Annotated in this window: 17 protein-coding genes; 10 read left to right on the top strand and 7 right to left on the bottom strand. The window is 70.1% G+C overall.

What is annotated here, in order from left to right; genetic code table 11:
• Positions 1 to 18: 18 nt before the first annotated feature.
• Genes CU254_RS33170 through CU254_RS33155 form a run of 4 tightly spaced genes read left to right on the top strand, consistent with a single transcriptional unit; the run spans position 19 to position 5,189 of the window.
• Positions 19 to 1,362: a hypothetical protein gene (locus CU254_RS33170; RefSeq protein ID WP_009083236.1), complete on the top strand. Its 1,344-nt coding sequence runs from the start codon at positions 19 to 21 to the stop codon at positions 1,360 to 1,362.
• Positions 1,362 to 1,844 (top strand): hypothetical protein, encoded by a 483-nt coding sequence (locus tag CU254_RS33165; protein ID WP_009083234.1) that lies wholly within the window; start codon positions 1,362 to 1,364, stop codon positions 1,842 to 1,844. The genes CU254_RS33170 and CU254_RS33165 overlap by 1 nt, the downstream gene beginning before the upstream one ends.
• Positions 1,837 to 4,320, top strand: coding sequence for an Hsp70 family protein (locus tag CU254_RS33160; protein ID WP_009083232.1), 2,484 nt, complete (start codon positions 1,837 to 1,839; stop codon positions 4,318 to 4,320). The genes CU254_RS33165 and CU254_RS33160 overlap by 8 nt, the downstream gene beginning before the upstream one ends.
• Positions 4,320 to 5,189, top strand: a complete 870-nt coding sequence (locus CU254_RS33155; protein ID WP_037715618.1) for a hypothetical protein — start codon at positions 4,320 to 4,322, stop codon at positions 5,187 to 5,189. The genes CU254_RS33160 and CU254_RS33155 overlap by 1 nt, the downstream gene beginning before the upstream one ends.
• On the opposite strand, the gene CU254_RS33150 is transcribed toward CU254_RS33155, so the two are convergent.
• On the bottom strand, positions 5,158 to 6,522 hold the full coding sequence (locus CU254_RS33150) for a cytosine permease (protein WP_009083229.1): 1,365 nt from the start codon (positions 6,520 to 6,522) through the stop codon (positions 5,158 to 5,160). The two genes, CU254_RS33155 and CU254_RS33150, sit on opposite strands and share 32 nt — an antisense overlap.
• Before the next feature lie 210 nt (positions 6,523 to 6,732).
• On the opposite strand from CU254_RS33150, the gene CU254_RS33145 reads away from it, so the two are divergent.
• Positions 6,733 to 7,893: an NAD(P)/FAD-dependent oxidoreductase gene (locus CU254_RS33145; protein ID WP_009083227.1), complete on the top strand. Its 1,161-nt coding sequence runs from the start codon at positions 6,733 to 6,735 to the stop codon at positions 7,891 to 7,893.
• 22 nt (positions 7,894 to 7,915) lie between these two features.
• On the opposite strand, the gene CU254_RS33140 is transcribed toward CU254_RS33145, so the two are convergent.
• Both CU254_RS33140 and CU254_RS33135 read right to left on the bottom strand, forming a co-directional pair.
• Positions 7,916 to 8,299 (bottom strand): hypothetical protein, encoded by a 384-nt coding sequence (locus CU254_RS33140; protein ID WP_009083226.1) that lies wholly within the window; start codon positions 8,297 to 8,299, stop codon positions 7,916 to 7,918.
• A 42-nt stretch (positions 8,300 to 8,341) separates the two neighbouring features.
• A complete protein-coding gene (locus tag CU254_RS33135) occupies positions 8,342 to 9,253 on the bottom strand; it encodes a PHB depolymerase family esterase (protein WP_009083224.1) in 912 nt (303 codons plus the stop codon).
• Positions 9,254 to 9,352: 99 nt separating this feature from the next.
• Here CU254_RS33135 and CU254_RS33130 point away from each other — a divergent pair, with 99 nt between their 5' ends.
• The gene (locus CU254_RS33130; RefSeq protein ID WP_100266956.1) at positions 9,353 to 10,774 is read left to right on the top strand and encodes a tetratricopeptide repeat protein; all 1,422 of its coding nucleotides are present in this window, start codon (positions 9,353 to 9,355) and stop codon (positions 10,772 to 10,774) included.
• Between the two features lie 340 nt (positions 10,775 to 11,114).
• On the opposite strand, the gene CU254_RS33125 is transcribed toward CU254_RS33130, so the two are convergent.
• Positions 11,115 to 12,086: a glycoside hydrolase family 3 N-terminal domain-containing protein gene (locus tag CU254_RS33125; RefSeq protein ID WP_037718372.1), complete on the bottom strand. Its 972-nt coding sequence runs from the start codon at positions 12,084 to 12,086 to the stop codon at positions 11,115 to 11,117.
• A 401-nt stretch (positions 12,087 to 12,487) separates the two neighbouring features.
• Here CU254_RS33125 and CU254_RS33120 point away from each other — a divergent pair, with 401 nt between their 5' ends.
• Genes CU254_RS33120 through CU254_RS33105 form a run of 4 tightly spaced genes read left to right on the top strand, consistent with a single transcriptional unit; the run spans position 12,488 to position 16,075 of the window.
• The gene (locus CU254_RS33120) at positions 12,488 to 13,081 is read left to right on the top strand and encodes a LuxR C-terminal-related transcriptional regulator (RefSeq protein ID WP_009083220.1); all 594 of its coding nucleotides are present in this window, start codon (positions 12,488 to 12,490) and stop codon (positions 13,079 to 13,081) included.
• 14 nt (positions 13,082 to 13,095) lie between these two features.
• Positions 13,096 to 14,361, top strand: a complete 1,266-nt coding sequence (locus tag CU254_RS33115) for an ABC transporter substrate-binding protein (protein WP_009083218.1) — start codon at positions 13,096 to 13,098, stop codon at positions 14,359 to 14,361.
• Positions 14,362 to 14,366: 5 nt separating this feature from the next.
• Positions 14,367 to 15,251, top strand: a complete 885-nt coding sequence (locus CU254_RS33110; protein ID WP_050788337.1) for a carbohydrate ABC transporter permease — start codon at positions 14,367 to 14,369, stop codon at positions 15,249 to 15,251.
• Entirely contained in the window at positions 15,248 to 16,075 is an 828-nt protein-coding gene (locus CU254_RS33105; protein ID WP_286156989.1) for a carbohydrate ABC transporter permease, read from the top strand. The genes CU254_RS33110 and CU254_RS33105 overlap by 4 nt, the downstream gene beginning before the upstream one ends.
• 1 nt (position 16,076) lies before the next feature.
• Here the strand turns inward: CU254_RS33105 and CU254_RS33100 are convergent, their stop codons facing one another.
• From CU254_RS33100 to CU254_RS33090, 3 genes are all read right to left on the bottom strand, one after another.
• Positions 16,077 to 17,147: a dienelactone hydrolase family protein gene (locus tag CU254_RS33100; RefSeq protein ID WP_009083214.1), complete on the bottom strand. Its 1,071-nt coding sequence runs from the start codon at positions 17,145 to 17,147 to the stop codon at positions 16,077 to 16,079.
• 69 nt (positions 17,148 to 17,216) lie between these two features.
• Positions 17,217 to 20,837, bottom strand: coding sequence for a BTAD domain-containing putative transcriptional regulator (locus CU254_RS33095; protein WP_037715616.1), 3,621 nt, complete (start codon positions 20,835 to 20,837; stop codon positions 17,217 to 17,219).
• Between the two features lie 63 nt (positions 20,838 to 20,900).
• Complete coding sequence (locus CU254_RS33090) at positions 20,901 to 24,140, bottom strand: BTAD domain-containing putative transcriptional regulator (RefSeq protein ID WP_009083210.1); 3,240 nt, start codon at positions 24,138 to 24,140, stop codon at positions 20,901 to 20,903.
• Positions 24,141 to 24,270: the final 130 nt, after the last annotated feature.

Genomic DNA, 24,270 nt, shown 5'->3' with positions numbered 1-24,270 from the left:
CGCCCTACCTTCCCCGGCATGGAAGCGAACGAGGGGCGCGGTCGGACCGCCGCGGCGCGGGTGCGGGAGGTGTCGACGCCCGAGTTGTACCGGCGCAACCCGTTCCGGATCGTCGGCCTCCCCGCGACCGCGACGCGGCGCGAGGTGCGGGAGCGGCGGCTTCGAGTCCTGGGGGTGCTTGAAGTCGGCGGTGCGCCGCCGGACGGGGTGCCCGCGGAGGCCACGGCCGACGAGGTGCGGGCGGCCTTCGACGCGCTCGGCAACGCCGAGCATCGGCTCGTCGACGAGGTCTTCTGGACCTGGGGCTCGCCGGCCGAATGCGGATGCCCGCTCCAGTTGCACCGCAAGCACGACAACGCGGTCGCGGCCTACGCGGCGGCCCTCGACGCGGAAGCTGGCCGCACCGACGACCATCCCACTCCATTGTGGACCGAAGCTGCTCGGTGTTGGGCAGTTGTCCTCCGAAGTGAATCGTTCTGGCGGCATCTGAACCATCGCGTCGAGAAGCTGGGCGACCGGCGGCTTGATGAATCCACTGTGGACGGGTTACGGGCCGCGTTGCCGGACGCGGTGCTCGCGCCGATGATCGAAGTCGCCGCGAAATCGGCTGAGCCACGGCGGTTCACGGGGTACCTCGCGTTGTTCGGGGCTGATCGGCACACCATCGAGGACGCGCGGACGGCTATCGCGGACGGGACGTATCGGCGGGTCGAGGCGTTGCTCAAAGACCTTCGGGGCGACCTGGACGGAAATCGGGTGCAAGCGGCGGCGGAGCGGACGGTCGAGGAAGCGGAGCCGCTGTTCGACCGGCTCGAAGAGGTGGTTCCGCGGGCGGAATTCCGGCGGACAGCGTCGCTTTCGGAGGCGATCGCGGTGGTGGCGAACAACATCGGGGTCGCGCTGGCAGAGGTGCGGGGCGGGTCGGCGGGCCTGATCCGGGAGGTGTTCGCGGTCGCGCGGCGATGCAGCCGCGATCCGGAAACGCTGGAGGCCGTGGCGCGCAACGAGCTCGCTGCCACGACGTATGTGCCAAGCCTCGCTCCAGCGCGGGAACCTTCGGGGGCGCGGGTTTTCGCCGCCTTGCTGCACGCGGTGGCGGCGACGGTCTTTCTGGCTTTGAAGCTGCCGGAGGACGCGTTTCCGGCGATCATGTTTCTCGTCGCGGTTCCGGGCGCGTTGACGAATTGCCTGGTCGCGGCTCGGCCGTGGACCACGCCCCGGCGGTATCCGGCTCTGCTGGGGCTGGACGTCGGGATCTATCTGGCGCTCAGTCTGATTGCCCTGCCTTATTGGCTGGCGGTCGCGATGGCGGCGGTGCTGGTGTACGTCGCTCCGTTCGTTCGAGTGCGAAGGGGCTGGTGATGCGAGACCGGCAACGCAAGCAGCACAAGGAATTCCGGATCGCCGAACCTGGTCTGCACGAGGAGGAACGCGCCCGGTTGCGAGAGCTGCTCGAACAGCTGTCCGCGGTAGCGACCGCAAAGGACGCCGCATCGGCACTGTCCGAATCGGACTTGGCGGAGGCGGCGACGGCGTTGTGGCGGGCGCGGCGCAAGCTCGCCGGCGCCGAGGACCGGGTGGCCCGGCAGGCGGGCCGGTTCCTCAGCGCGAGCCAGGACGCGCTCGACGCGGCGGGGGTGCTGGTGCAGGACCACGACCGGATCCCGTTCGGTTCCGGGATGGCGCTGGAGGTGCTGTTGTTCCAGGACGAACCGGGCCTGGACGTCGAGCGGGTGGTGGAGACCGTGCGGCCGTCGATTTACCTGACCGGCCGCCGGATCCAGATGGGACAGGTCATCGTCGGGCGCCCGGCCGCCCGGGGGAACGGGGAAGCGGATGCGTGACACGATCGATTTCGGGATCGACCTCGGCACCACGAACAGCGCGATCGCGGTGCTGGAAAACGGTGCGGTGTCGGTGCTCAAGAACAACGCGCAGACGGACTACACGCCGTCTGCCGTCTGGATCCGCAAACGCGGGGTGATCGAGGTCGGCGCGGGGGCGCGGCGCCGGCTCGAGGACGATCCGGACAGCGTGCAGATCGAATTCAAGCAGTCCATGGGATTGCCGGACGCGCGGCGGGAATTCCCGAAAGCCGGGGTCAGCCTGACGCCGGTGGAACTGTCCGCGGAAGTGCTGCGAACCTTGCGCGGGTCCGTCCCCGGCGAACCGCCGGACGCGGCGGTGATCACCGTGCCCGCGGCGTTCCTGCTCAACCAGACCGAGGCGACGCAGGAAGCCGCGAAACTGGCCGGGTTCACCGGGAACTGCCCGCTGCTGCAGGAACCGACCGCGGCGGCGTTCGCGTTCGGGTTCCAGAACGAAAGCAAAGGCGCGCACTGGATGGTGTTCGACCTCGGCGGCGGGACGTTCGACTCCGCGGTGGTCAGCACGGGCGAAGGGGAATTGAGCGTGCTGCACCACGCTGGCGACACGCACCTCGGCGGCCGCAACATCGACCAGGCGGTACTGGACCAGGTGCTCGCGCCGGAAGCGGCCCGGCAACTCGGGATCCCCGATTTCCGCCGGGACCACCCGCGCTGGCGACGGAACTTCGCGCGGCTGCGCAGCGCCGCCGAGACCGCGAAAATCCAGCTCTCCCAGTCCGAACAGACTCAGCTGCTGCTTGACCTCGACCGGGGCGACGGACAGGAGGAGGTGTTCGAGTACACCCTGTGCCGCGAGCAGGTCGACCGGCTGGCGCGGCCGTTCTATCTCCGTGCCGTGCAGTTGTGCCGCACCGCGCTGGAGTCGGCGAACCTGCGTCCGGCGGACATCGACCGCCTGCTGCTCGTCGGCGGCCCGACCCTCGCGCCCGGGTTGCGCGAACTGCTGGCCGACCCGACGGCCGGGCTCGGCATTCCGCTCGACCACAGCCAGGACCCGAGCACGGTGGTGGCGCGCGGTGCGGCCGCCTACGCCGGAACAGTGGCGCGCCCGCGCCCGGTGCGCCCGGCGAAGCGCGGGGAGTACTCCCTCGCACTGTCGTATCCCGCCACCACCAGCCTGCCGAGCGTGCCGATTTCCGGCCGCTGCTCGACGGACGGTGCGGCCGGCTGGTCCCGGTTCCGGATCGCGCTCAGCGCACCGCAGCGCAGGCCGGTCTACCGGACGTCCGAGGTTTCCCTTTCCGCCGACGGCACGTTCACCGTCGACGCGGTGCTCGACGAGCTGAGCACGAACCGGTTCGAGATCGAACTGCTCGATCCGACAGGCACGCGCGTTCCGGTACAGCCCGATTCGCTCACGATCACCCACCAGCGCAACGAAATGATGGGCCAGACCGTGGTCAACACGGTCGGCTTGACCGAGGCCGACGGGTCCTTCACTCCGATGCTGAGGAAAAACGCGCCGCTGCCCGCGGCGAAGCGGCAAACGTTCTTCACCACGGCGACCCTGCGGCGCGGCGACACCTCTTCGGTGATCCGGATTCCGGTCGCGGAAGGCGAACGTCGCCGCGGCGAGCGGAACCAGCAGGTGGGCGTCATCGAAATCCGCGCCAAGGACGTACGCTTCGACCTGCCGCGCGGCAGCGAGGTCGTGATGACCTTCGAGATGGACGATTCGCGGCAGGTGTCCGTGGTCGCCGAGGTTCCGTTGCTGGACAACGAGTTCGAGGCGGTCATCGACCTCAAGCAACAGCATGTCCCGGACCCGCAGACGCTGCGGCGGCTGCTGAACGAGCTGGAAGCGCGGCACGAACAGGTGCGGACGCAGGTCGAGGGGACGCGGTCGGACCGGGCGCGCGGGCTGCTGAACCGGCTGGACGCGCAGGGCAGCGTCGCGGCGGTCCGGGACGAGGTGCGCTCCGGCAGCACCGACGACGGGGCGGCGGTCGCGGCGGAACGGCGGATGCGGGACGTGCAGGCAGACCTCGACGACATCGAGGCGGAACTGCGCGTTCCCGAGGTGCTGGAACGGCTGCGAGACCAGCTCGACCACTGCCGCGAACTGGTCGACCGGGTCGGCGCGGACGAGGACCGGGCCGAACTGGCCGAGATCGAGCGCCGGTACGCGGCGATCGCCGAATCGCACGACGTCGAGGCGGGCGAGCGATTGTCCGAACGGGCGCTGGACCTGCAGGTCTTGCTGATGCGCCGCGACGGTTCGCTGGATGTGGAGGTGTTCAACGCACTTCGGGCCGCGCGCGACCGCATGTCCGACCCGGCCCGCGCGCGGGAGCTGATCCGCGAGGGCGAGCGGGCTGCCGCGACGTCGAACTGGGTGGCGCTGACGGACGTCAACCGCCGGTTGCGCCGCCTCCTTCCGGACGACCGGCGGGACCAGCCGGGCGGCGGCATCCTTCGCGGGGAGCGATGATGATCGAACTTTCGCGGGCATTGGAACGGGAACTCATCCTCGCCGAAGGCGCCGACCTCGCCCGGCGCGGCGACTTCGAGGCAGCCGTCGCGCTTCTGGAACCGGATTCGGCAGGCGATCCGGCACGGCTCGATCTGCTGGCCCGCGTGCACGCACAGTCCGGCGACCTCGCCGCGGCGGACGCGGCGTGGGCGGCCGTTTTGACCTTGCAGCCGGGCAATTCCGCGGCGAAGGCGGGTCGGCGCGTCATCGCGAAAGTCCACTCCGGACGGTTGCGCCGACGGCCGATCCGCCGCTACCTGCTTACCGCCGGGGCCGCGGTGATGATTGGCGGCGCGATCGCGGGCGGGGTGGTGCTGACCACTCGGCAGCCGCCTCAGGCGGTCACGGTGGCCAAGCCGGACGACCGTTTCCGCGCCGAACTGGACCGCCTGCACCGCGTGGAATCCCGTGATGCCGCCGCAGCCAAGGAGCGGCGAGAGCAGCTCCAGCAGCTAGCGAAAACCTTGGCGGCACCAGGTGCGTCGACACGCATAAGCGCTGACGCGGTGACCGTCAGCTTCGATCGCAGTCTGTTCAGTCCTAACGCGACAGAGCCCAATGAGGCCGGGCAAACAACGCTGACCAACTGGGCGTCCGTCCTGAAGGGACAGTCCATTCGTATCACCGTGCTCGGTCACGGCGTCGCGGTTCCCGGCGGTCCAGCGAGCGGCGGGTCAACGGTCTCCTTGGCCCGCGCGGCCTCCGCGGCCCGGGTGCTGGCCGGGGCGAGCGGCTTGCCGTTGACCGCGTTCGCCGTCTCCAGCGCGGACCAGGGCGCGAACCCGGCCCGGACGGTCACCCTCGAAGTGCGGCCGACCGGCGCATGAACGCCACGTACAGCGCGCCGGGCACGATCAGGCCGAGCAGCCACGAGATGTCCGCGCCGCCCAGCAGCGGCGCGATCGGACCGACAAAAATGCCTTCGACGTTGGCGAACGGGATCTGCACGGCGATCCCGAGCACGTACGCGGCCAGCGCGGGCCAGGCCCAGCGACCGTAGCGGCCGTTGGGGTCATAAAGCGCGTCGAGGTCGTACTTCTCCTTGCGCAACAGGTAGAAGTCGACCAGGTTGATCGAACTCCACGGCGTGAGGAAGTACAGCAGGAAGTCGAGGAACAGCACGAAGTTCGACAGGAACTGGCCCCGGCCGAGGATGGCGATCACCGCGCCGACAACGCCGACACCCGCGATGTAGCCGATCCGCGTGGCCTGGGAGAGCGCCGCGCGGCGACCGAAGCCGGTCAGTGCGGTCGCGACGGTCATGTAGCCGCCGTAAATGTTCAGCACGTTCACCGTGAACTTGCCGAGCGCGATAGCCAGTAGCAGCGGGATCAGCAGCGCTTCGCCGCCAAGGCCGACGACGTATGCGACTTCGTGGCCCTTGAACGCCTTCCCGGCAATGGCGTACGCCAACGCGCCGAACGACATCGCCCACACCGCGCCGAGCACCGTGCCGCCGTACGTCCACCAGAACGTCGCGCGCACCGACGTCGCCGACGGCAGGTAGCGGGAGGTGTCGGCGACATACGGGCCGAAGGTGAGCTGCCACGACGCGGTCAGCGAGACAGCGAGCAGGAACTTCGGGAAGTCCAGGTGCGGCGCGGCCAGCACGGCGCCGAGGTCGTGTCCGCTGAACAGCCGGATCGTCAGGTAGAGGAAGACGACCACGGACAGCGCGGACGCGATCCAGCCGAACCGGTGGATCAGCCGGTATCCGACGATCGCGATCAGTGCCGAGGCGAGCGCGTACACCGCGATCGCCGCGTCGGTCGGCAGGTGCGTGATCTGGGCGACCGCCTGGCCGCCGAGCAGCGAACCGCTCGCGAAATACCCGAGGTACATCACCACGACCAGCACCAGCGGCAGCGCCGCGCCGTACACGCCGAACTGTGCGCGAGACTGGATCATCTGCGGGATGCCGAGCTTCGGCCCCTGCGCGGCGTGCAGCGCCATCGGAATGCCGCCGAGCGCGTTGCCTGCCACGACGGCCACGATCGCCCACAGCGGATGAACGCCGACCAGCACGGTCAGCGCGCCGGTGACCGCCGAGGTGATCTGCGTGTTCGCGGCGAACCACAGGGTGAACAGGCTGCGCGGATGCCCGTGTCGCTCGGACTCCGGCACCGGGTCGATCGAGCGTCGCTCCAGTGTGGCCGCCACGTGCCCCTCCTGCGGTTTCTTCGGTGAATGCGCTGGACGAACTCAACGTCAGCGCGGGCCGGGCGGCCAAGTAGCCGTCCGGCGATTCTGTCTCGGATCCCAGACTCTCACGCGCTGTCAGTGCTTGGCAGCGGACTGCCAGCGAAGTGTGCGGCCGATGCCAGCGACGTCCGCGAATCTTCGGAGGTCATCGACGCACAGGGGAGAACAATGCAGACTCCAGTCACCATCATCGGCGCCGGCCTCGGCGGACTCACTTTGGCCCGGGTCCTGTACGTGCACGGGATTCCCGCCACGGTGTACGAGGCCGAGCCGTCGCCGATGTCGCGGTCCCAGGGCGGGTTGCTCGACATTCACGACTACAACGGCCAGCTCGCGGTCGAGGCGGCGGGTTTGCTGGACGAGTTCCGCGGCCTGATCCTCGAGGGCCGCCAGCAGATGCGGATCCTCGATCCCGACGGCACCGTCCTGCTGGACCACCCCGACGACGGCACCGGTGGCCGTCCCGAACTCTTGCGCGGCGAACTGCGGCAGATGTTCCTCGACTCGCTCCCGGAGGGCACCGTCCAGTGGGGACGGAAGGTCAGCAGCGTCCGCACGGTCGCCGACGGGCACGAGATTTCCTTCGCCGACGGGGGTTCGGTCGTCGCGAAGCTGCTGGTCGGGGCGGACGGCGCGTGGTCGCGGGTGCGGCCGCTGCTGTCCGACGCCGTTCCGGAATACACGGGCCGGGCTTTCGTCGAGACCTACCTCTACGACGCCGAGACCCGGCATCCGGAGGCCGCGAAGATCGTGGGCGGCGGCGGAATGGGCTCGCCCGGACCGGACCGGCGCATCATGGTGCACCGCGAACGCGACGCGCTGCACACGTACGCGATGCTGAACAAACCGCAGGAATGGTTCGACGCACTCCACGGCCTCGGCACTTCAGCCGCCCTCGCCCGCGTCGCGGCCGAATTCGCCGACTGGGCCCCGGAAATCCGCGAGTTGATCGCGGGCGGCGACACCGCGCCGATCTTACGGAGGCACTACACGCTGCCAGGCGCGCACCAATGGGAGCGGATCCCAGGCGTGACGCTGATCGGCGACGCGGCACACCTGTGCGGCCCCAACGGAGAGGGCGCGAACCTGGCCATGCTCGACGGCTCCGACCTCGCCGAACTGCTGGCCGCGCATCCGGACGACGTCGAGACCGCGCTGACCAGGCACGAGGAACGGATGTTCGCCCGCAGCGAGGAGGTCGCGGCGGAGTCCGCCGAGATGGTCAAGCGGATCACCGCGAATCACGGCAAGGACACCGCGAAGGTGGTCGCGGAGGGGTTCCGCCGGATGCTCGCCAAGAAGCGGGAGCCGGCGGGTCGGGCTGGCTGAGGCGCAGGCTCCGCGCGAGATCTCAGCGATCGGCACGAGGCGGGTCGAGGGCCTTGAACTTCTCGAGCAGGCGCTGCGCGGGCGCGGAGCCGGCATCGAACGCGATGAGGTCTTGCTCGCCCCGGCCGGGGAGCAGGGTCAATGCGCCGTGGCAACGGAAGCAGAAGGCGATCTCGAACAAGACCCCCGCGGAACCGTGCGCGCGAATCCCGTAGCGGGGCAAGAAGCAGCGCATCAACTCCCCATCGGGCAGTTCGGCGAGGAGCTCGGCGACCGCGGCGGCGTCCTCGCCGTCCCACTCGCCGAGCACTTCTCCGGGAACGCTGGCCCAATCCTGGGTCTCGATGTCCGTGATCCGGAGACCTTCGAATCGCCGGATCTGGTTGGCTGCGGAGGGCAGGTGCACCCGGTCACCATGCCACAGTCCGCGATGGCACGGCGCGGAAATTCAGACTCCGGCGAGCCGGTGCGCTTTGAAGAACTGGAGGATCACCGGCGTGGCGTCGAGGGCGGTCGGGGTGTCGGAGTCGTTGTTCGGCTTGGTGCTGGGCCAGACGTGCCCGGCGCCCTCCACCCGGTAATGCGCCAGCGAACAGCCCGGCCACCACTGCTTCACCACACCCGGCACCGGAGAAACCGATACCGGATAAGGGAAACACCGGTCGCGATCGGCCCAGCCGTGCAACCAGTCCGGAATGGACGGTAGCCCCTTGGCCGGATTGCCTGCGTAGGGAATGGTGGTGTCGGCCGTGCCGTGGAAGTCGAGCAGCGCGACCTTCCGGCTCGGCCGGCAGGCGCCGCCCTGCGGGTAGAACGCGCCGGAAACCGGGGCGAACGCGGCGATCCGGTCGGCCATCCGGCACGCCAGCACGCCGACGAACCCGCCGCCGTTCGATTTGCCCGCCGCGTAGATCCGCGCCGGGTCCACGCACATCCGGTGCCGCAGCGAGGTGAGGAGGTCGCCGGTGAACCGGACGTCGTCGACCGGGGCCGAGTAAGGCGCGCCGGTCCAGGCGGATTTGCCGTCGGTGCCGGGGACGCCCTGCGGGTACACCGCGATCACGTCCGAGCCGGAGAAGCCGGACAGCTCCTCTTGGTACTCCGCGGTGCGGCCGTGCCCGTGATAGGAGAGGACGACGGGGTACTGCCGGTGCGGGTTGTAGCGCGCCGGCACGTAGATCCGGTACTCGCGCTCGATGCCGCCGGACGTCAGATGCTCGACCGTCGTGGTGCCAGCGTTGGGCACCGCCGTGCCGCACCCGGTCGTCGGCATCGCTGCGGCCGATGCGGGCGCGGCGAGCACTCCGAACCCAATCGCCGCGGCCAGTACGGCAACGCCTGCACGGAAACGTCCGGACATCCGATCCTCCTCGATCGACGGGCGAGCGCGACCATCGTCACCCTGGATCCGCTCCGAAGGCCCCTTTCGTTCATTGAGTTAACGGCTAGGCTCGTCGGGGTGACGGACGCGGAAGAGTCCTCTGCCAACCGCATCACCGGCGGCCGCTTCGACAAGGTCGTCATGGCCGGGGCGGTGCACGGCGACATCAACGTCGGCCGAGCGGGCGACAGTCCTGCGGATCTGGCCGACCCGCTCATCGCCTCGGTCCGCCTGAAACCCGGCAGCACCCTGGCCGATCTGGTGCTGGACACCGATCCGCCGCGGGTCGCCGTGCCCGGCGGAACGGTCCACCTCATCACCGTGGAAGCCCGGACGAACCGAGCCGTCGTCCTGCACTCCGCGCGGGTCGTGGTTGTCTCGCGAACGCCTCCGCGTCCGGCCTGCCTGCTGGTCCGGGTCGGCGGGCACCTGGAACCGCGCCCCTTCACGACCGATTTCGACGCCCCGGCGCCGCGGCTGGTCGCCCAGGGCCTGGACTTCCCGTTCACCGTCAGCGCGACCGACGTCGAGCAGTTCGAAATCGAACCGATCACCACCACCCACGAGGTCGCCTGGCGCCTGGAAGTGGACTGGACCTGCGCGGGCCGCCACGGCACCACCGTCATCGACAACGAGGGCGAGCCGTTCCACGCGTACCCGGTGCCGGTCCTCTACTCCGGCCGCCGGCATTCGGTGCTCAGCTCCGGCTGCGACCTCTTCCACGAGCGCGGCTGCCCGGCCAGCCTGATCGAGGACGGCCCCGCTTCGCTGTGGGACCGCGGGCAACCGGTGCTCTATCCCGTCCTGCCGCCTCTCGCGGAGGCTCCGGCTTTCGTGGACCTGGACCCGGACCGGAAGGAGTCGTGGCCCGAATACCGCCAGGTCGCGATCGGCATCCGGATGGCCGCCGCCTCCGGCGATCTCCGCAGCCACGAACCGCCGGAGTACCGCGAGCTGCTCATCCGAGTGCTGCGCTACCTCTTCGTCTCGGGCCAAGCCCACCCCGGTGCCGCCCTGGGACGGCTTCTGTACGCGGAATGGACCGAGGCACTGGGCGAGGACCACCCGGACACCCTCGCCGTCGCGAACCGCCTGGCGGGTTGCCTGATCGGCACCACCGAACACGCGGAAGCGCGCGACCTGCTGGCCGCGCTCCTGCCGCGGGCCAGCCGCACCCTGGGCGAGGACGACCCGCTGACGCTGACCGTCGCGAACAACCTTTGCGTGGCATATATGGGGCTGAACGAATACGAACGCGCCCGCGACCAGACGGAAGACGTCCTGGCCCGCACCCGCCGCGCCCTCGGCCCGGATGCGCTGGGCACCCTGCGGACCACCGGCAACCTGGTCCAGATCCACCTTCGTTTGGGCGACCGAGCTTCGGCGCTCGCGGTGCTGGAGGACCTGGTGCCGAGGTGCCGGAGAGCGCTGGGGGAGGAGCATCCGCAGACGGTGAGCGCTGCCGCGGTGTTGGCTCGGGTTCTCGCGGAGGAGGACTGAGTCTCAGGATTTGCCTTGCCGGAGTGCGGTTTCCGCAACGGCGAGGTGGTCATCGAGCCACGCCAAGGGATGCCCAGCCGCGAAACGGCCAACCGCGCCGTACTTCCAGTCCGGGCGCTCGTCGTAGGCACGCACCCCGACTACGGGAAGCGCGGGCAGCCCGAGCGCCGGGCCGACGCCAGGCCCGTCGCCCGGCCTTCCGCCGCCAGCGCGAGATACGCCACTGGTGCTCGACGTAGCCGAGCGGCGGGCACTCAGCCGCGAAGGGATTCAGCGGCCCGTCCACGTCGAGCAGCAGAATCGGCTTCACGCTCCGACGCTACCCGGCACCGTCCGCAGGTCAAGGACGGCAAAACCCCTTGCCCGCCAACACCCGCTCCACCGAAGCCGCCACCTGCGCCGCCGGCAGTTCCCCGCTCTCCACCGCCCGCTGGAGCCGGTCCACCACTGCCCCGACGTCGTTGTGCCCGGACGAGAACAACGCCTGGTCAGCCCCCGCCTGCAACGCCTTCAGCACCGCGTCCGGCAGCGCGAACCGGTTCGTGATCGCCTTCATTCCGCCCAGGTCGTCGGTGATCACCGGTCCGGTGAAGTGGAACTCGTTGCGCAGCAACCGATACGCCTCCGGGGCCAGTGACGCCGGTTCGTCCCCGGTCAGCCCCGGCACCTCGAGATGCCCGACCATCACTCCGACCTGGCCGTACTCCGAGATATCGCGATAAGGCACCAGATCGACCCGGCGCAGCTGTTCGAGCGGCGGCGTGACGACCGTTCCGCGGTGCGAATCGCCCGAACCGTGGCCGTGGCCCGGGAAATGCTTCAGCACCGGCTGCACCCCGCCCGCGCGCAGGCCCTCGGCGAAGGCCATCGCGTACTGCCGCGCTTTTTCCGGGTCCGCGCTGTACGAACGGTCGCCGATGACCGCGTCGTCGGGTTCGTCGCTCACGTCCGCGTCCGGTGCGTAGTCGACCGTCACCCCGCGTGCACGCAGTTGCTTGCCGCGCTGTTCGCCGATCGCCCGCACCTCGTCCGGCGTCTTCGAGGCCGCCAGTTGCCGGGCGCTCGGGAGCGAGCCGTCGAGGTCGTCGATGCGCTGCACCCGGCCGCCCTCCTCGTCGACCGCGACCGAAACCGGGATCTTCGCCGCCCGCTGGACGCCGTCGAGCGCGCCATTTTGCAACAGCGTGGTCTTTTTGTCCCCCACGAAGATCCCGCCGACCTGCTGCGTCCGCACGAGGTTCGCGACGGCCGCCGGATCGCCCGCGTTGACGCCCGGCACCACGAGCTGCGCCACGCGCGCCCGCGGATCCATCACCGACACCGCCGAAGCGCACGATCCCTGGCCCGGCACAGTCTGCGCCGGCGAGGTTGCCGCAGGTGGAGCGGCTTGCGGCGAACTTGCCGCACTCGGCGGGGCGAGCGCGGCGGACGTTGCCGTTCCGGAAACGGAACGATCCCCGGAGCACGCGGAAAGCGCACATATGAGCGTTAACGCGCTGACGGCTCCTGCGGTGCTCCGGCGGGGTCGTGCGTGCGCCTTCATCATTTCCTTTGCTGGTCCGGACAGGTCCCCGTGACGGTAACCGAACCCCACCGGCGGGCCCAACTTCACGCTGTGAAGAATGAGCGCGTCCCGACTAGAGATTTCGTGAAGCCGCGGTGGGCACACTGACCGGCACACGACAAGCACAGGCTCTGCACGGGGAGGCAGCGATGAATCAGGTCAAGGTTGCGGCATGGGCTTCGGACCCGATCACGCTCGCCGGCCTCATCGACCATTTGCGCACGCGCCGCGAGGTGCGGGTGATGCCGGGCCAGCAGCGCGGGGAAGCCGCGGTGCTCGTGTTCGCCGCGAACCGCGTCACCCGCGAGGTGAAGGCGGCGCTGCGGGCCGCGGCCTCGGAGACGCCCGCGGCCATCGTGTTCGTCGCCGGATACGTGGACGCCGACGATCTCGCCGAACTGGCCGCCTGGCACGTCGCCGCGGTGCTGCCGCGCGACGCGATCGGCGGCGACCAGCTGGTGCGCAGCATCGTGGCCGCGGCTTCCGGGCGCGAGACCTCGATGCGGGATCTGCTGCAGCAGGCCGAGACCCTGCGCCGCAACGGCGACCGCACCAACCTGTCGCCGCGCGAGGTCGACGTGCTGCGGCTGATGGCCGAGGGCTGGGACACCGCGGAAATCGCGAACAAGCTCTGCTACTCGGAGCGGACCGTGAAGAACGTGATCTACGGGATGACGAACCGGCTCAAGTTGCGGAACCGTCCGCACGCCGTCGCTTACGCGCTGCGCGCCGGAGTGATTTAAAGGATGCTCACCACGTGCGAAAGCTGACCCGGCGCCCGGCCGTTGCCGCGCTCGCCGCCGCATTCCTGTTACTGGCGGCCGCGTGCGGTTCCGCCGCGTCCTCGGGAAAGATCACGCTGAGCGTGGCCACGTTCGGCGAGTTCGGTTACGCGCCGTTGTTCGAGCAGTACCAGAAGGACCACCCGAACATCGAGATCCGCGGCCGGGTCACCGATTTCGACACGCATTTCAAGAGCCTCGCCACGCAGCTGGCGGCCGGTCGCGGCGCGGCCGACGTCGTCGCGGTCGAGGAGCAGTACCTTCCGAAGTACATCCGGGCCAAGGACAAATTCGTCAACCTCGCCGAGTACGGCGCGGACAAGCTCAAGCAGCAATGGGCGCCGTGGAAATGGGCGCAGGGCACGTCGGGCGATTACGTGTTCGGTCTCGGCACCGACATGGGCAGTCTCGCGATGTGCTACCGCCGGGACCTGTTCCAGCAGGCCGGGTTGCCCACCGACCGCAAGGCCGTCGCCGAGCTGATGCCGGACTGGCCGGGGTACGCGAAGGTCGCCGCCCGGTTCACCGAAAAGCTCCCGAAAGTGAAGTTCGCCGATTCGGCGGGCACCGTGTACACCGCGATGCTCAACCAATCGCCGGAGAACTACTTCTCCGCGAAGGACGATTCCTACATCGCCGATCGCAACCCCAGCGTGCGCAACGCTTTCCTGTTGTCCGGCGGTCTCGCGCAAGCCCGCGAAACGGCCGGGGCGACCACCTACACGCAGGCGTGGAACGTCGCGATCAAACAGGGCGCCTTCGCGACCATCGCGTGTCCGGCCTGGATGCTCGCGCAGATCAAAGAAGCCGGCGGCGACGCGGGCAGCGGCAAATGGGACGTCACCACGGTGCCGGGCAACAGCGGCAACCAGGGCGGTTCCTTCCTCGCCGTGCCGAAGCAAAGCGCGCATCCGAAGGAAGCCTACGAACTCGCGCAGTGGCTGACCGCACCCGCGCAGCAGAAACGGCTTTTCCTTTCCGACGGAATCCTGCCGAGCGAACCGAGCGTGTACCAGGATCCGCAGGTCATCGCGCACACCGATCCCTATTTCTCGAACGCGCCGGTCGGCCAGATCTACGCGGCGTCGGCAGACCGGCTGCGCCCGAATTACCGCGGCCTGCACGACGCGGACGTGCGTCCCGAGTTCGGCCGCGCGCTCGGCCGGATCGAGGACGGGACCGAGAACGTCGAGCAGGCGTGGGCCGACGCGGTCCGGATGGGCCGCGACGCGATCAAGTAGCCGCCGTGGACCGGAAGCTCACCACCTACGCCTTCATCCTGCCGTTCTTTGTCCTCTTCGGACTCTTCGGCGTGTTTCCGCTGCTGTACACGTCGTGGGTTTCGCTGCACCGGTGGGATTTGCTGTCCGGCCCGGAAGGCGGGCTCGGCCTCGCGAACTACGCGGAGCTGTTCGCCGATCCGCGATTCTACAACGCGTTTTTCAACACCGTCAGCATCTTCCTGCTCGCCGCGATCCCGCAGTTCTTCCTCGCTCTCGGCATCGCCGCGCTGCTGAACCGGCCGCTGCGCGCGGCGACCTGGTGGCGGGCCGGGCTTTTGCTGCCGAACCTGGTGTCCGTCGTCGCCGTCGGGCTGGTGTTCGCGCAGCTGTACAGCTCGGGCTACGGCGTGGTCAACGAGGTGCTCGGCTGGTTCGGAGTGCCGCCGGTTTCCTGGCAGGCGCACCAATGGTCGTCGCACCTCGCGGTCGCGAGCATGGTGATGTGGCGCTGGACCGGCTACAACGCGCTGATCTACCTGGCCGCGATGCAGGCGGTGCCCCAGGATCTCTACGAGGCCGCCGCGCTCGACGGCGCCTCGCGCTGGCGGTCGTTCTGGTCGATCACCGTGCCCGGCATCCGCCCGACGATCGCGTTCACCGCGGTCGCGGGCACGGTCAACGGGCTCCAGTTGTTCGCTGAGCCGCAACTGTTCGACGCCACCGGCAACGGCGGCGCGGGCGGCAACGACCGGCAGTTCCAGACCCTCACGATGTATCTGTACGAAAAGGGCTTCGGCAAATTCGACGCCGGATACGCGGCGGCCTTGTCGTGGGTGATGTTCCTGATCTGCCTGGTGTTCGCGATCGTCAACTACCGGCTGGTGCGCCGCTTCGTGGGTGCGCCGTGATCCGCCGGGGCCGGGCCGGGGCCTGGGTGTACGCCGTGCTGGTCGGCTTGGTCGCCGCGTCGCTGTTCCCGCTGTACTGGTCGTTCGTGGTGTCCACTCGGGACAACACGGCAATCGGCGAGACCTCTCCGCTGCTGCTGCCCGGCGGCCATCTCTTCGATAACATCCAGCGCGTCTTCACCACCGTCGACTTCTGGCTTGCGATCGGCAATTCGCTGATCGTCGCGACGACGGTGATGGTGTCCAATGTGGTCCTGTCCAGCTTCGCGGGCTTCGCCTTCGCCCGGCTCCGATTCCGCGGCCGCAACACGCTGTTCTTCTTCGTGGTCGGCTCGGCGATGGTGCCCGCGCAGCTGGGCGTGGTCCCGCTTTACCTGGTGGTGAGCGATTTCGGCTGGTACGGCCGCCTGGAGGCGGTGATCGTCCCTGCCCTGGTGAGCGCGTTCGGCGTGTTCTGGATGCGCCAGGCCTGCGAGGGCTCGATCGACCAGGACCTGGTGGACGCGGCCACTGTGGACGGAGCGTCGATCCTCCGCACGTTCTGGCACGTCGCGGTCCCGGCGCTCCGTCCACAAGCGACCGTCCTGGCGATGGTGACCTTCCTCGGCGCGTGGAACGACTACTTCTGGCCGCTGGTAGTCCTCGACCCGGCGGAAACGCCGACCGTGCAGGTGGTCCTGTCCCAGCTGGCCAGCGGCTACTTCACCGACTACGCCCTGATGCTGACCGGCGCGACGCTGGGCGTGCTGCCGGTGATCGTCCTGTTCCTGCTGCTCGGAAGGAACCTGGTGCGCAGCATCTCGACCGGCCTGACCCGGGCCTGATTCACGAGACATAACGCCCGAAGAACCCGGCGATCGCGGACCGCTGCACGTTGATGCTCGTCCGCGGATCAATCGTCCCGATCCGCGTCTGCCGCACCTTCGGATCGACCGGCACCCGCTGCGCCAGCTTCGGAAGGAACCACTGGACGTCGGTGTAGCTGTAGTGCATCGCGGTCGCCAGAGCGATGTCCTGCTTCGGTGCCGAAGTGCGCTCCCACAACGACTTCCACGCCGGTGCCGTCCGATGGCTGCGCGCCTGGCCGTCGCTGGTGCTGCCGGACGAGCCCATCAACAGCACCGGCCGCGGCACCCCGTCCGAGCCCGCGCGAGTGAGCTGCTTGCCGTCGACGTCGTAGGCGAGCCACCCGTCCAGGTCGGCCACCGCGTCCACTCGGGAGTCCACGGTGGACACTTCGGCCGCTGTGTCCCCGCCGAACGAATGCCCGATCAACCCGAGCCGGCTCACGTCCATTGCCTTGCCCAGCCCGGGAATCCCCGGCAGCTGGTCCAGGACGAACCGGACATCCGCGACCCGCGTCCGCATCCCGGCGACCAGGTCCTTGCTCTGCGAAGAGAACACCACCCGTCCGTCGGGGAACACGACGAACGGTGCCTCGCCGGTGTGGTCGATGGTCACCACGATATACCCGCGGCTGGCGAGATCCTCGGCGGTCGCGCTGCCCAGCGCCCGCAGCGACGCCCAGCCCGGCGAGTAGACAACCACCGGCCACCGCCCCGCTGCCGGCGCGTTCGCCCGGGCATGCGTCTCGACGGCCGCCCAGTCGACCTTGCCGGTCGGCAGGCCCAGCGCCGGTGCCGCGCCCTGGTCGAAGTACGACGCGGCCTGAGCGGGCAGGTACCGCGCCTTCGGCCCGGTGCCCGGCCGGGCGGGGTACCAGACGCTGATCATCAGCTCCCGGTTCCGCGCCTGGTCAACGAGGTGGACGTCGCGTTCGCCGATCGCGTGCGGCCCGGTTGGCGTAGGCAGCTCGAAAGTGGTCTCCGCCGCGGCGGGCGCGACCCCTACGGCGGTGACGAGGAGGGAGGCGGCGAGGACTGTTCGGAAGCGCATGCCGGAACTCTGCCGTCTCAGCCGGGCTTTCCGCGTCTGCCGACCGTCTCCGGCGACCCCCGACTTTCGTCACCCCGTCCGGCGCGCCACCGCGTTCGCCAGCTCGCTGCGGGACGGCGCGTTCAGCTTCCCGAGCAACCGCACCACGTGCGCCTGCACCGTCCGCCGAGGCAGCCGCAGTTCCGTCGCGATCTCCGGATTCGACCGGCCGGCCGCGACCAGCCGGGCGATGCGGACTTCCAGCGTCGACAGCGACTCCCAGCCGCGCTCCGGCCGCGCCGACGTCAGCGAAGCCCCGCGCTGCACGCCGACCGCCTGCAACCGCTTCTCCGCGTGCTCCAGGTTCCAGGCTGCCGAAAGCTCCGTGTACAGCGAAGCCGCCTCGTCGAACGCGGCCTGCGCGGCGTCCAGCCGACCGACCCGGGCCAGCAGCACCGCCGAGTCCTCCAACGCGCTGGCCAACTCGGGTTTCCGCCCCACCGCACGGAAATGCTCCGCCGTCCGCAGCACCGGCTCCGGATCCTCGCCCAGCAATCCCCGGCACCATTCCGCGGCCGCGAACGCCCGTGCCGGTTCCAGTTCCTTCTCCGCCTCTTCGACACACACCGCCAGCGCCCGCTCCGCCGCCGCCCGGTCGCCCGCCGCCAACGCGATCTGCGCGAACTGCGGCAACCACTGATGCCGCAACATCATCTGCGCGTAAGTCGGATTCAAAATCGGCTCGAACACCGTGATCGCCTTCTGCAGATCACCCTGCTGATAGGCGACCAGCGCGTGCGCGGCCAGCAAAAAGTCGAAACTTTCCCGCTCGGCACTGGTCGCGGGCGCGTGTTCCTCCGCCGCGTCCAGCAACGCGGCCGCCTGCGCGTGCTCGCCCCGCCGCGCGGCGATGAGGGCCGCGACCCCGTGCAGCAGCAGCGCCGCCGCTCCCGGTTCACGAAGGCCGAAAAAGGTGATCGCTGGACCGTCCTCGGTCACCGTGTCCAGTTCCACCAGCGCTTCGTCCCACCGGCCTTCCCAATACCGGTGCACCGCAACGGAAACCTGCAACCCGCTCGGCATGCTGTGCCGCCGCGTCACCTCGGCGGCTTCCTGCAGCGTGCGGTTCGCGTCGTCCAGCCGGTCGAGGTTCTGCATCGTGAAAACCCGGTTGTCCAGCAGATCGAGGTGCAGGTCGGCCAGTTCGTGCTCGTCACCGACGGCCGCGATCGCCTCGTCCACGTGCTTCAGCGCGCTCGTATGATGCCGCCGCACGGAATCGACCAGCCACAACGTCTGCAGCGCGTGCGCGGTCAGATAGCCGTCGCCGTTCGCCTCGGCCCGCGCGACGTGCGCGTTCTTCTCCGCGACGGCGAGGTCGTCGAGTCCGCCGCGCCGGAAGTTCGCGAGCAGATGACGGCCCTTGACCCGCCACAGCTCCGGCACCCCGGGGTCCTCCGCCGGATTTCCGAGCGTCTCCACCGCGAGCTGCACGTCGCCGCGGCGGAACCGCATCGCGGACACGACGTGCCGCATCTCCGCCGCGTTGTCCGGATCGCGCGCCACCTCAAGTGCTTGCAGCGCAAGGTCTTCCGGGCTCCGTTCGAGCCGGAACAACACCCGCACCAGCGCGACCAGCAACGGCTCGCGGCGCGGATCGTCGTCCTCGACCACGGCCAGCGCGCGTTCCAGCAGCTCGACCGCGATCAGCGGGGCCCGGTTCGAGACGGCGCTCTGGTGCTCCACGAGCCAGTCCAGCACCCACGGGTCCACAGTGGACGGAACGGCCACGAGCTGCTCGGCGACCCGCTTGACCGGCGCGCCGATCTTGGCCAGCGCTTCGGCCGCCTGCCGATGCTGCGCGGCTCGCGTTTCCGGCGGCAGATGGTGGTACAACGTCTGCCGCAGCAACGGAAGCCGGAACGCGAGCTGAGTGCCGGCGTCGAGCAGGATGTTGTCCGCCACGGCCGTTTCGAGCGGGCCGAGCAGATCCGACGGACGCTGTCCGAGCACCGCCGCGATGTCGCCGACCGCGAACTCCATGCCGAGGATCGCGCCCCAGCCCAGCACGTGCCGGGTCTGCTCGGGCAGCAGCTCCAGCCGCCGGTTCACCGCCGCGACAATCGATTCCGGCGGCTCGAAGCGCAGCGGATCCGGGACGTCGGCGCGTCCGTCGAGATGCTCGACCGCGCCCGAATGCACCAGCGCGTCCAGCATTTCCTTGAGGTACAACGGATTGCCGCCAGCCCGCCCGGTGAGGTCGCGCAGCCGCGGCCCGGGATCCGCGCCGATCTGCCGCTGCAGCAGGCACAGGACGTCGTCCTCGCCGAGCGGGCCGAGGTCGAGCACGATCCCGTCGCGCGTCTCGACGCCGCGGCGCAGCTGGGTCATCTCCGGCCGCTCCGGGGCCGGTCGCGTCGCGGCGACCAGCAGCAACGGCAGCTGCCGGGCCGCCGCGGACAGCCGATGCCACACCAGCACGCTCGATTCATCCGCCCACTGCAGGTCGTCGACCACGAGCAGCAACGGCGATTCGGCGCACAGTTCGTCGACGAGCGCCAGCAGCCGGTCCACCGAATCGAGCACCGGGTCGCCGGCCCGCCGCCCCGGTTCCTCGCTGCTCAACGCGACGCGCGCCCGGCGCGGATCCGGCGAATGCGGGTCGATCGCCAGGCATTCGTGCATCACCTGCAACGGGAACCGCATGCTCAGCTCGTCCGCGGCGACCCACGCGACCTGCAGGCCGCCAGCTTCGCCGAACGCGTGCGCCAGCAGCTCCGACTTCCCGATCCCGGCCTCGCCCTCGATCCACACCGCCCGGCCGCGGCCCGCCCGGACGTCGTCGAGCAGCTGATGCAGCTCGCGGACCTCGGTTTCCCGGCCCAGCAACGGATCCTGCGGCGTCCGCACGACCGGCTCGGGCACCGCGGGACGCGGCAGGTCCAGCGCCGGGTCCTCGGCGAGCACGCGCTGGTGCAGTTCGCGCAATCCTGGTCCAGGCTCCACGCCCAGTTCGGCGCGGAGCGTGTGGCGCACGTCCTGGAAGACGTCGAGCGCGTCGGAATGCCGACCGCTGCGGTAAAGCGCGAGCATCAGCGAGGCCCGCAGCGATTCGCGCAGCGGATATTCGGCGGTGAGCGCGGTCAGCTCGGCGATGATCTCCTGGTGGCCGCCCAGCTCCAGCCGGCTGCGGGCAGCCCGGTCCAGCGTGTCCAGCCGCAACTCGGCCAGGTACGCGCGATGCCGTTCGGCGAAATTGCCGGGCACCCCGGACAGCGCTTCGCCGTGCCAAAGCTTGAGCGCGGCGCCGAACTCGGCGACCGCTCGGTTGTGCGCCCCGGCCTCGGCCTCGCGGATGCCGTCTTCCCGGTGCTGCTCGAACCTCGCCGCGTCCAGGGCTTCCGGCGCGAGGTCGAGCGTGTAGCCCGCCGGGCCGGACCCGAGCACGGTCGACGCGGACCACCGGGTGCGTTCCGGCTCCAGCGCACGGCGCAGCCCGGAAATGTAGGTGTGCACACTGCCTTCGACACTGGCCGGCGGCGAATCGCCCCAGACTCCCGCGATCAGCTCCGCGCGCGGCACCGGCCGTCCGGCTGCGACCGCCAGCATGGCGAAGACCGCCCGCTGCCGCGCGGGTCCGAGCGAGATTTCGGTCGTCCCGCGCCAGGCGCGCAGCGGGCCGAGCGCTGTCACCCGCAAGTCCCCTGGCATGCCGTTCCATTCGCCGTGTTGACCGAGTTTACCGGTCGATCATGGACGCGAGTCCACCCCGGTTCACTCTCCTGCCGCACGCGCGCGGACCGGACTGGCCCGCCGGATGCCGTACGGCTGCATCCGCGTCTCGGCCCGCCGCACGTCCCAAGCCGCGCCGACCGAGGTGTAGCTGGTGAGTGCCGCGAGGAAAGCCGTGCGCGCCTCGTCGAGACGGCGGTACTCGGCGAGCAGGATCGCGGCGTCCTCGCTGGCCCGGGCGTGTTTGAGCATCCGCCCGGCGGACTCGTAGTGCGTGGCCGCGCCGAGGATCGCGTCCGGATCCGCGGTGACCAGGCCCCGGCAGTGCGCGGTCGCCGCGGTGTGCGACGGCGGAGTGTCGTATCCGCTGGTGTCGCCCATCAGCCGCAGCGCCCGGAACGCGTGCGGCTGGTCGCCGAGCTGCATGGCGAGCCGGGCGAGGTCGGGCAGCCATTGCTGGCGCGCCGCGGGCGGGTAGTTCTGGTCCAGCAGCGGGAGAAGCGCGGCGAGAGCGGCGTCCGGATCGCCTTCCAGCTCGGCGAGTTGGGCGCGCGCGGCGAGGAGGTAATCGCCGCCGTTCGGTTCGAGACCGTGCGGGAACTGGTGCCGGGCCGCCGCGTCGAGATGCGCGCGCGCCTCGTCCGGCTCGTCCCGGTGACTCGCGATCAGCGCGCCGACCCCGTGCACCAGCAACGCCGAACCCGGGCTGCGCAACACATACGACGCGGTTTCCGCGCCGCCCCGGATCACCGTGTCGAGTTCGGCGAGCGCCTCGCCCCAGCGGCCGCGCCAGTAGTAGTGCACCGCGCCGGCCAGGTGCATTTCCCCCGGCACCGCCCGGGTCGCGGCCAGCCGGCGCGCGGTGCTCAGGTCCGCGTCGTTGTCGAGTCCGTCCAGCACGCCGAGTTCGGACAGATCCGGGGCGGCCGCTTGATGGTCTACGGCGAAGCGTTCGATGGTCGCGCGCAGGGTTTCGTGCCGCCCGCGCCACATCTCCGGCACCTTCGGATCGGCCAGCGTGCGGCGGACTTCCGCGGATGCTTCGGCGAATTCGCCGCGGCGGTAATAGATGTAGGCGAGGATCCAGCGCATTTCCGCCGCCTGCCTGCTGTCCTTGGTGCGCGCGACGACCGACCGCGCCTCCGCTTCCGGTTCCCGGCCGAGCCAGAACAGCAACCGGGCGAGCGTGGCGGTGAGCGGTTCGCGCGCCTCGGCGGGCAGCACGGCCTGTTTGACCACCTGTTTCAGCAGGTCGACCGCGATCCGCGGCGACTGCGCGGCGACCGTGCCGATGTGCTCGACCAGCCAGTTCGCCATCCACGGGTCCACCTGCGCGGGCGCGGCGGCCAGTTGCTCGGCGACGCGTTCCGCGCCCGCACCCGCTCCGTCGAGCGCTTCGGCCAGCTGCCGGTGCAACGCGACGCGCATCGCGGCCGGCGTCTTTTCGTACAACACGCGGCGCAGCAACGGATGCCGGAACGCGAGCAGATCGCCGGACTCGACCAGCACGCCCGCGGTGAGCGCTTCCTCGACGGCGGCGACCAGGGCGGTCGGCGCGCGTTCGGTGGCGATCGCGATGTCGGCGAGCGAGAATTCCTTGCCCAGCAAGGCCGCCCAGCGCAACAGGTCGCGCGCCGAGCTGGAGAGGAAGATCAGGTACAGCGTGATCCGCGAGCCGAGCGGCGACGGGATCGAGCGGCAGGAGTTGCCGTCGACGATCGCGTGCGCGCCGTCGAGCAGGATCATCGAATTGGCCAGCAGAGTCTCGACGATTTCCGTGGCGTAGCGCGGGTTTCCGGCGGCGTGGCCGAGCAGGACCGAGAACATCCGGTTCGGCGGCGCGCCGGTGAGTCCGGCGGCGATCTTCCGGATGTCGTGGTCCGGCAACGGATCCAGGCACAGCAGCGAGGTCGTGCCGGACGACAGGTCCGCGGCCAGCGCTTCGAGCGCGGCCGAGCGGGGGAGCGGACGGCTCGCGCCGACGAGCAGGAGCGGCAGCCGCCGGGTCTCGCGAGCGAGGTGCTGCCACACCCGCAGCGTGGTTTCGTCCGCCCACTGCAGATCGTCGACCACGAGCGCGAGCGGTCCGTCCGCGCAGAGCTGCCGAACCAGCCCGAGAATGCCCTGAACCGGGTCCAGCTCCGGGTTCTCGGCGAGCGCCACTGCCAGTTCCGCGCGGCGCAGGTCCGAGGCGCGCGGGTGCACCCCGAGCGCGTCCAGCAGCGGTCGCAGCGCGAAGCCCTGGTCAAGCGAATCCGCGGCGGCGAACAGGGCGGGATAGCCGGTTTCGTGTGCCAGCGCGACGGTTTCGGCCAGCAGCGCGGTCCGGCCGATGCCCGGTTCGCCCTTGACCCACACGGAACGGCCGAGGCCGCCGCCGAGACCGGCGACGGCCTCGCGGAGCAACTGCAGCTCGTTTTCCCGTCCGACAAACGTCGCCGGACGCGGCGGCAGCACCGGCAGCGGGAAGCGGGGGACCTTCGCGGCTGGCGCGGGCGCGGACGAATCCTCGGTGGCCAGCAGCTTCTCGTACAGCTCTCGCAACGCTGGCCCCGGCTCGGTGCCGGAGGCTTCGACCAGCCGCTCGCGCAGTTCGGTGTAAACGGTGAGAGCCTCGTGACGGCGGCCCGCGCTGTCGAGCGCTCGCATGAGCAGACCGTGCAGCGGCTCGCGGAACGGATGCGCCGCGGCGAGTTCGCCGAGCTGCGTGACGAGCCCAGCGGACTCGCCCGAGTCGATCGCCAACTCGGCCCGGCGTTCGACGGTCGCCAGCCGGAGTTCCTCCAGCCGCACCCGCTGCGCGGTGGCGTAATGCCCGGAGAGACAGTGCAGCGGCGTGCCGTCCCATTCCGCGAGAGCCTCGTCGAGCACGCTCCGCGCCTCGGCCCGGCGTCCCTCGGCGAGCAGCCGGTTGCCGAGGTCGCGCAGCGCGCTGAACCGGTGGACGTCGATCTGCTCCGGTTCGATGCAGAGCGAGTAGCCGGAGCCGGTCGAGGCGATCAGCTGCGATTCGGCGCCTTTGCGGCGGCCCGGTTCGAGGACGCGGCGCAGCCCGGAGATGTAGGTGTAGATGCTCCCTTGCGCGCTGGCCGGGGGCGCGTCGCCCCACACCGCGTCGATGAGCACTTCGCGGGAGACGGTGCGGTTCGCCGAAAACGCGAGCACCGCGAAGACTGTGCGCCGATGAGCGGAACCGAGGTCGAGCTGCCGGTCGCCGAGCCAGGCTCGCACCGGTCCGAGCAGCTGGATTTCCGGCGCCGGGACGCCGCCGGATGCCGACATCGGTCTCCCTTCACGCGCTGACGGATCGTCACACGCCGGATGCCACTGGTGAGCTTACGCCGAAAAGGTGACGTGACGGGACTGCCCCAGGTTGCTTTTGCCTGTCTTGTCCAGCGAATTGTCCGGTAGA

It is taken from the genome of Amycolatopsis sp. AA4 (assembly GCF_002796545.1).
In the GTDB taxonomy this organism is placed as follows: domain Bacteria; phylum Actinomycetota; class Actinomycetes; order Mycobacteriales; family Pseudonocardiaceae; genus Amycolatopsis.
The sequence above is the reverse complement of the archived record's forward strand: the minus strand, read 5'-3'. Positions and strand labels throughout refer to the sequence as shown.

Coding starts and splice junctions, on each gene's coding strand:
- CU254_RS33165 (WP_009083234.1), top strand. CDS start 1,362: ATGCGAGACCGGCAACGCAAGCAGCACAAGGAATTCCGGATCGCCGAA.
- CU254_RS33170 (WP_009083236.1), top strand. CDS start 19: ATGGAAGCGAACGAGGGGCGCGGTCGGACCGCCGCGGCGCGGGTGCGG.
- CU254_RS33155 (WP_037715618.1), top strand. CDS start 4,320: ATGATCGAACTTTCGCGGGCATTGGAACGGGAACTCATCCTCGCCGAA.
- CU254_RS33100 (WP_009083214.1), bottom strand. CDS start 17,147: ATGCGCTTCCGAACAGTCCTCGCCGCCTCCCTCCTCGTCACCGCCGTA.
- CU254_RS33090 (WP_009083210.1), bottom strand. CDS start 24,140: ATGTCGGCATCCGGCGGCGTCCCGGCGCCGGAAATCCAGCTGCTCGGA.
- CU254_RS33095 (WP_037715616.1), bottom strand. CDS start 20,837: ATGCCAGGGGACTTGCGGGTGACAGCGCTCGGCCCGCTGCGCGCCTGG.
- CU254_RS33145 (WP_009083227.1), top strand. CDS start 6,733: ATGCAGACTCCAGTCACCATCATCGGCGCCGGCCTCGGCGGACTCACT.
- CU254_RS33125 (WP_037718372.1), bottom strand. CDS start 12,086: ATGGATCCGCGGGCGCGCGTGGCGCAGCTCGTGGTGCCGGGCGTCAAC.
- CU254_RS33135 (WP_009083224.1), bottom strand. CDS start 9,253: ATGTCCGGACGTTTCCGTGCAGGCGTTGCCGTACTGGCCGCGGCGATT.
- CU254_RS33120 (WP_009083220.1), top strand. CDS start 12,488: ATGAATCAGGTCAAGGTTGCGGCATGGGCTTCGGACCCGATCACGCTC.
- CU254_RS33160 (WP_009083232.1), top strand. CDS start 1,837: ATGCGTGACACGATCGATTTCGGGATCGACCTCGGCACCACGAACAGC.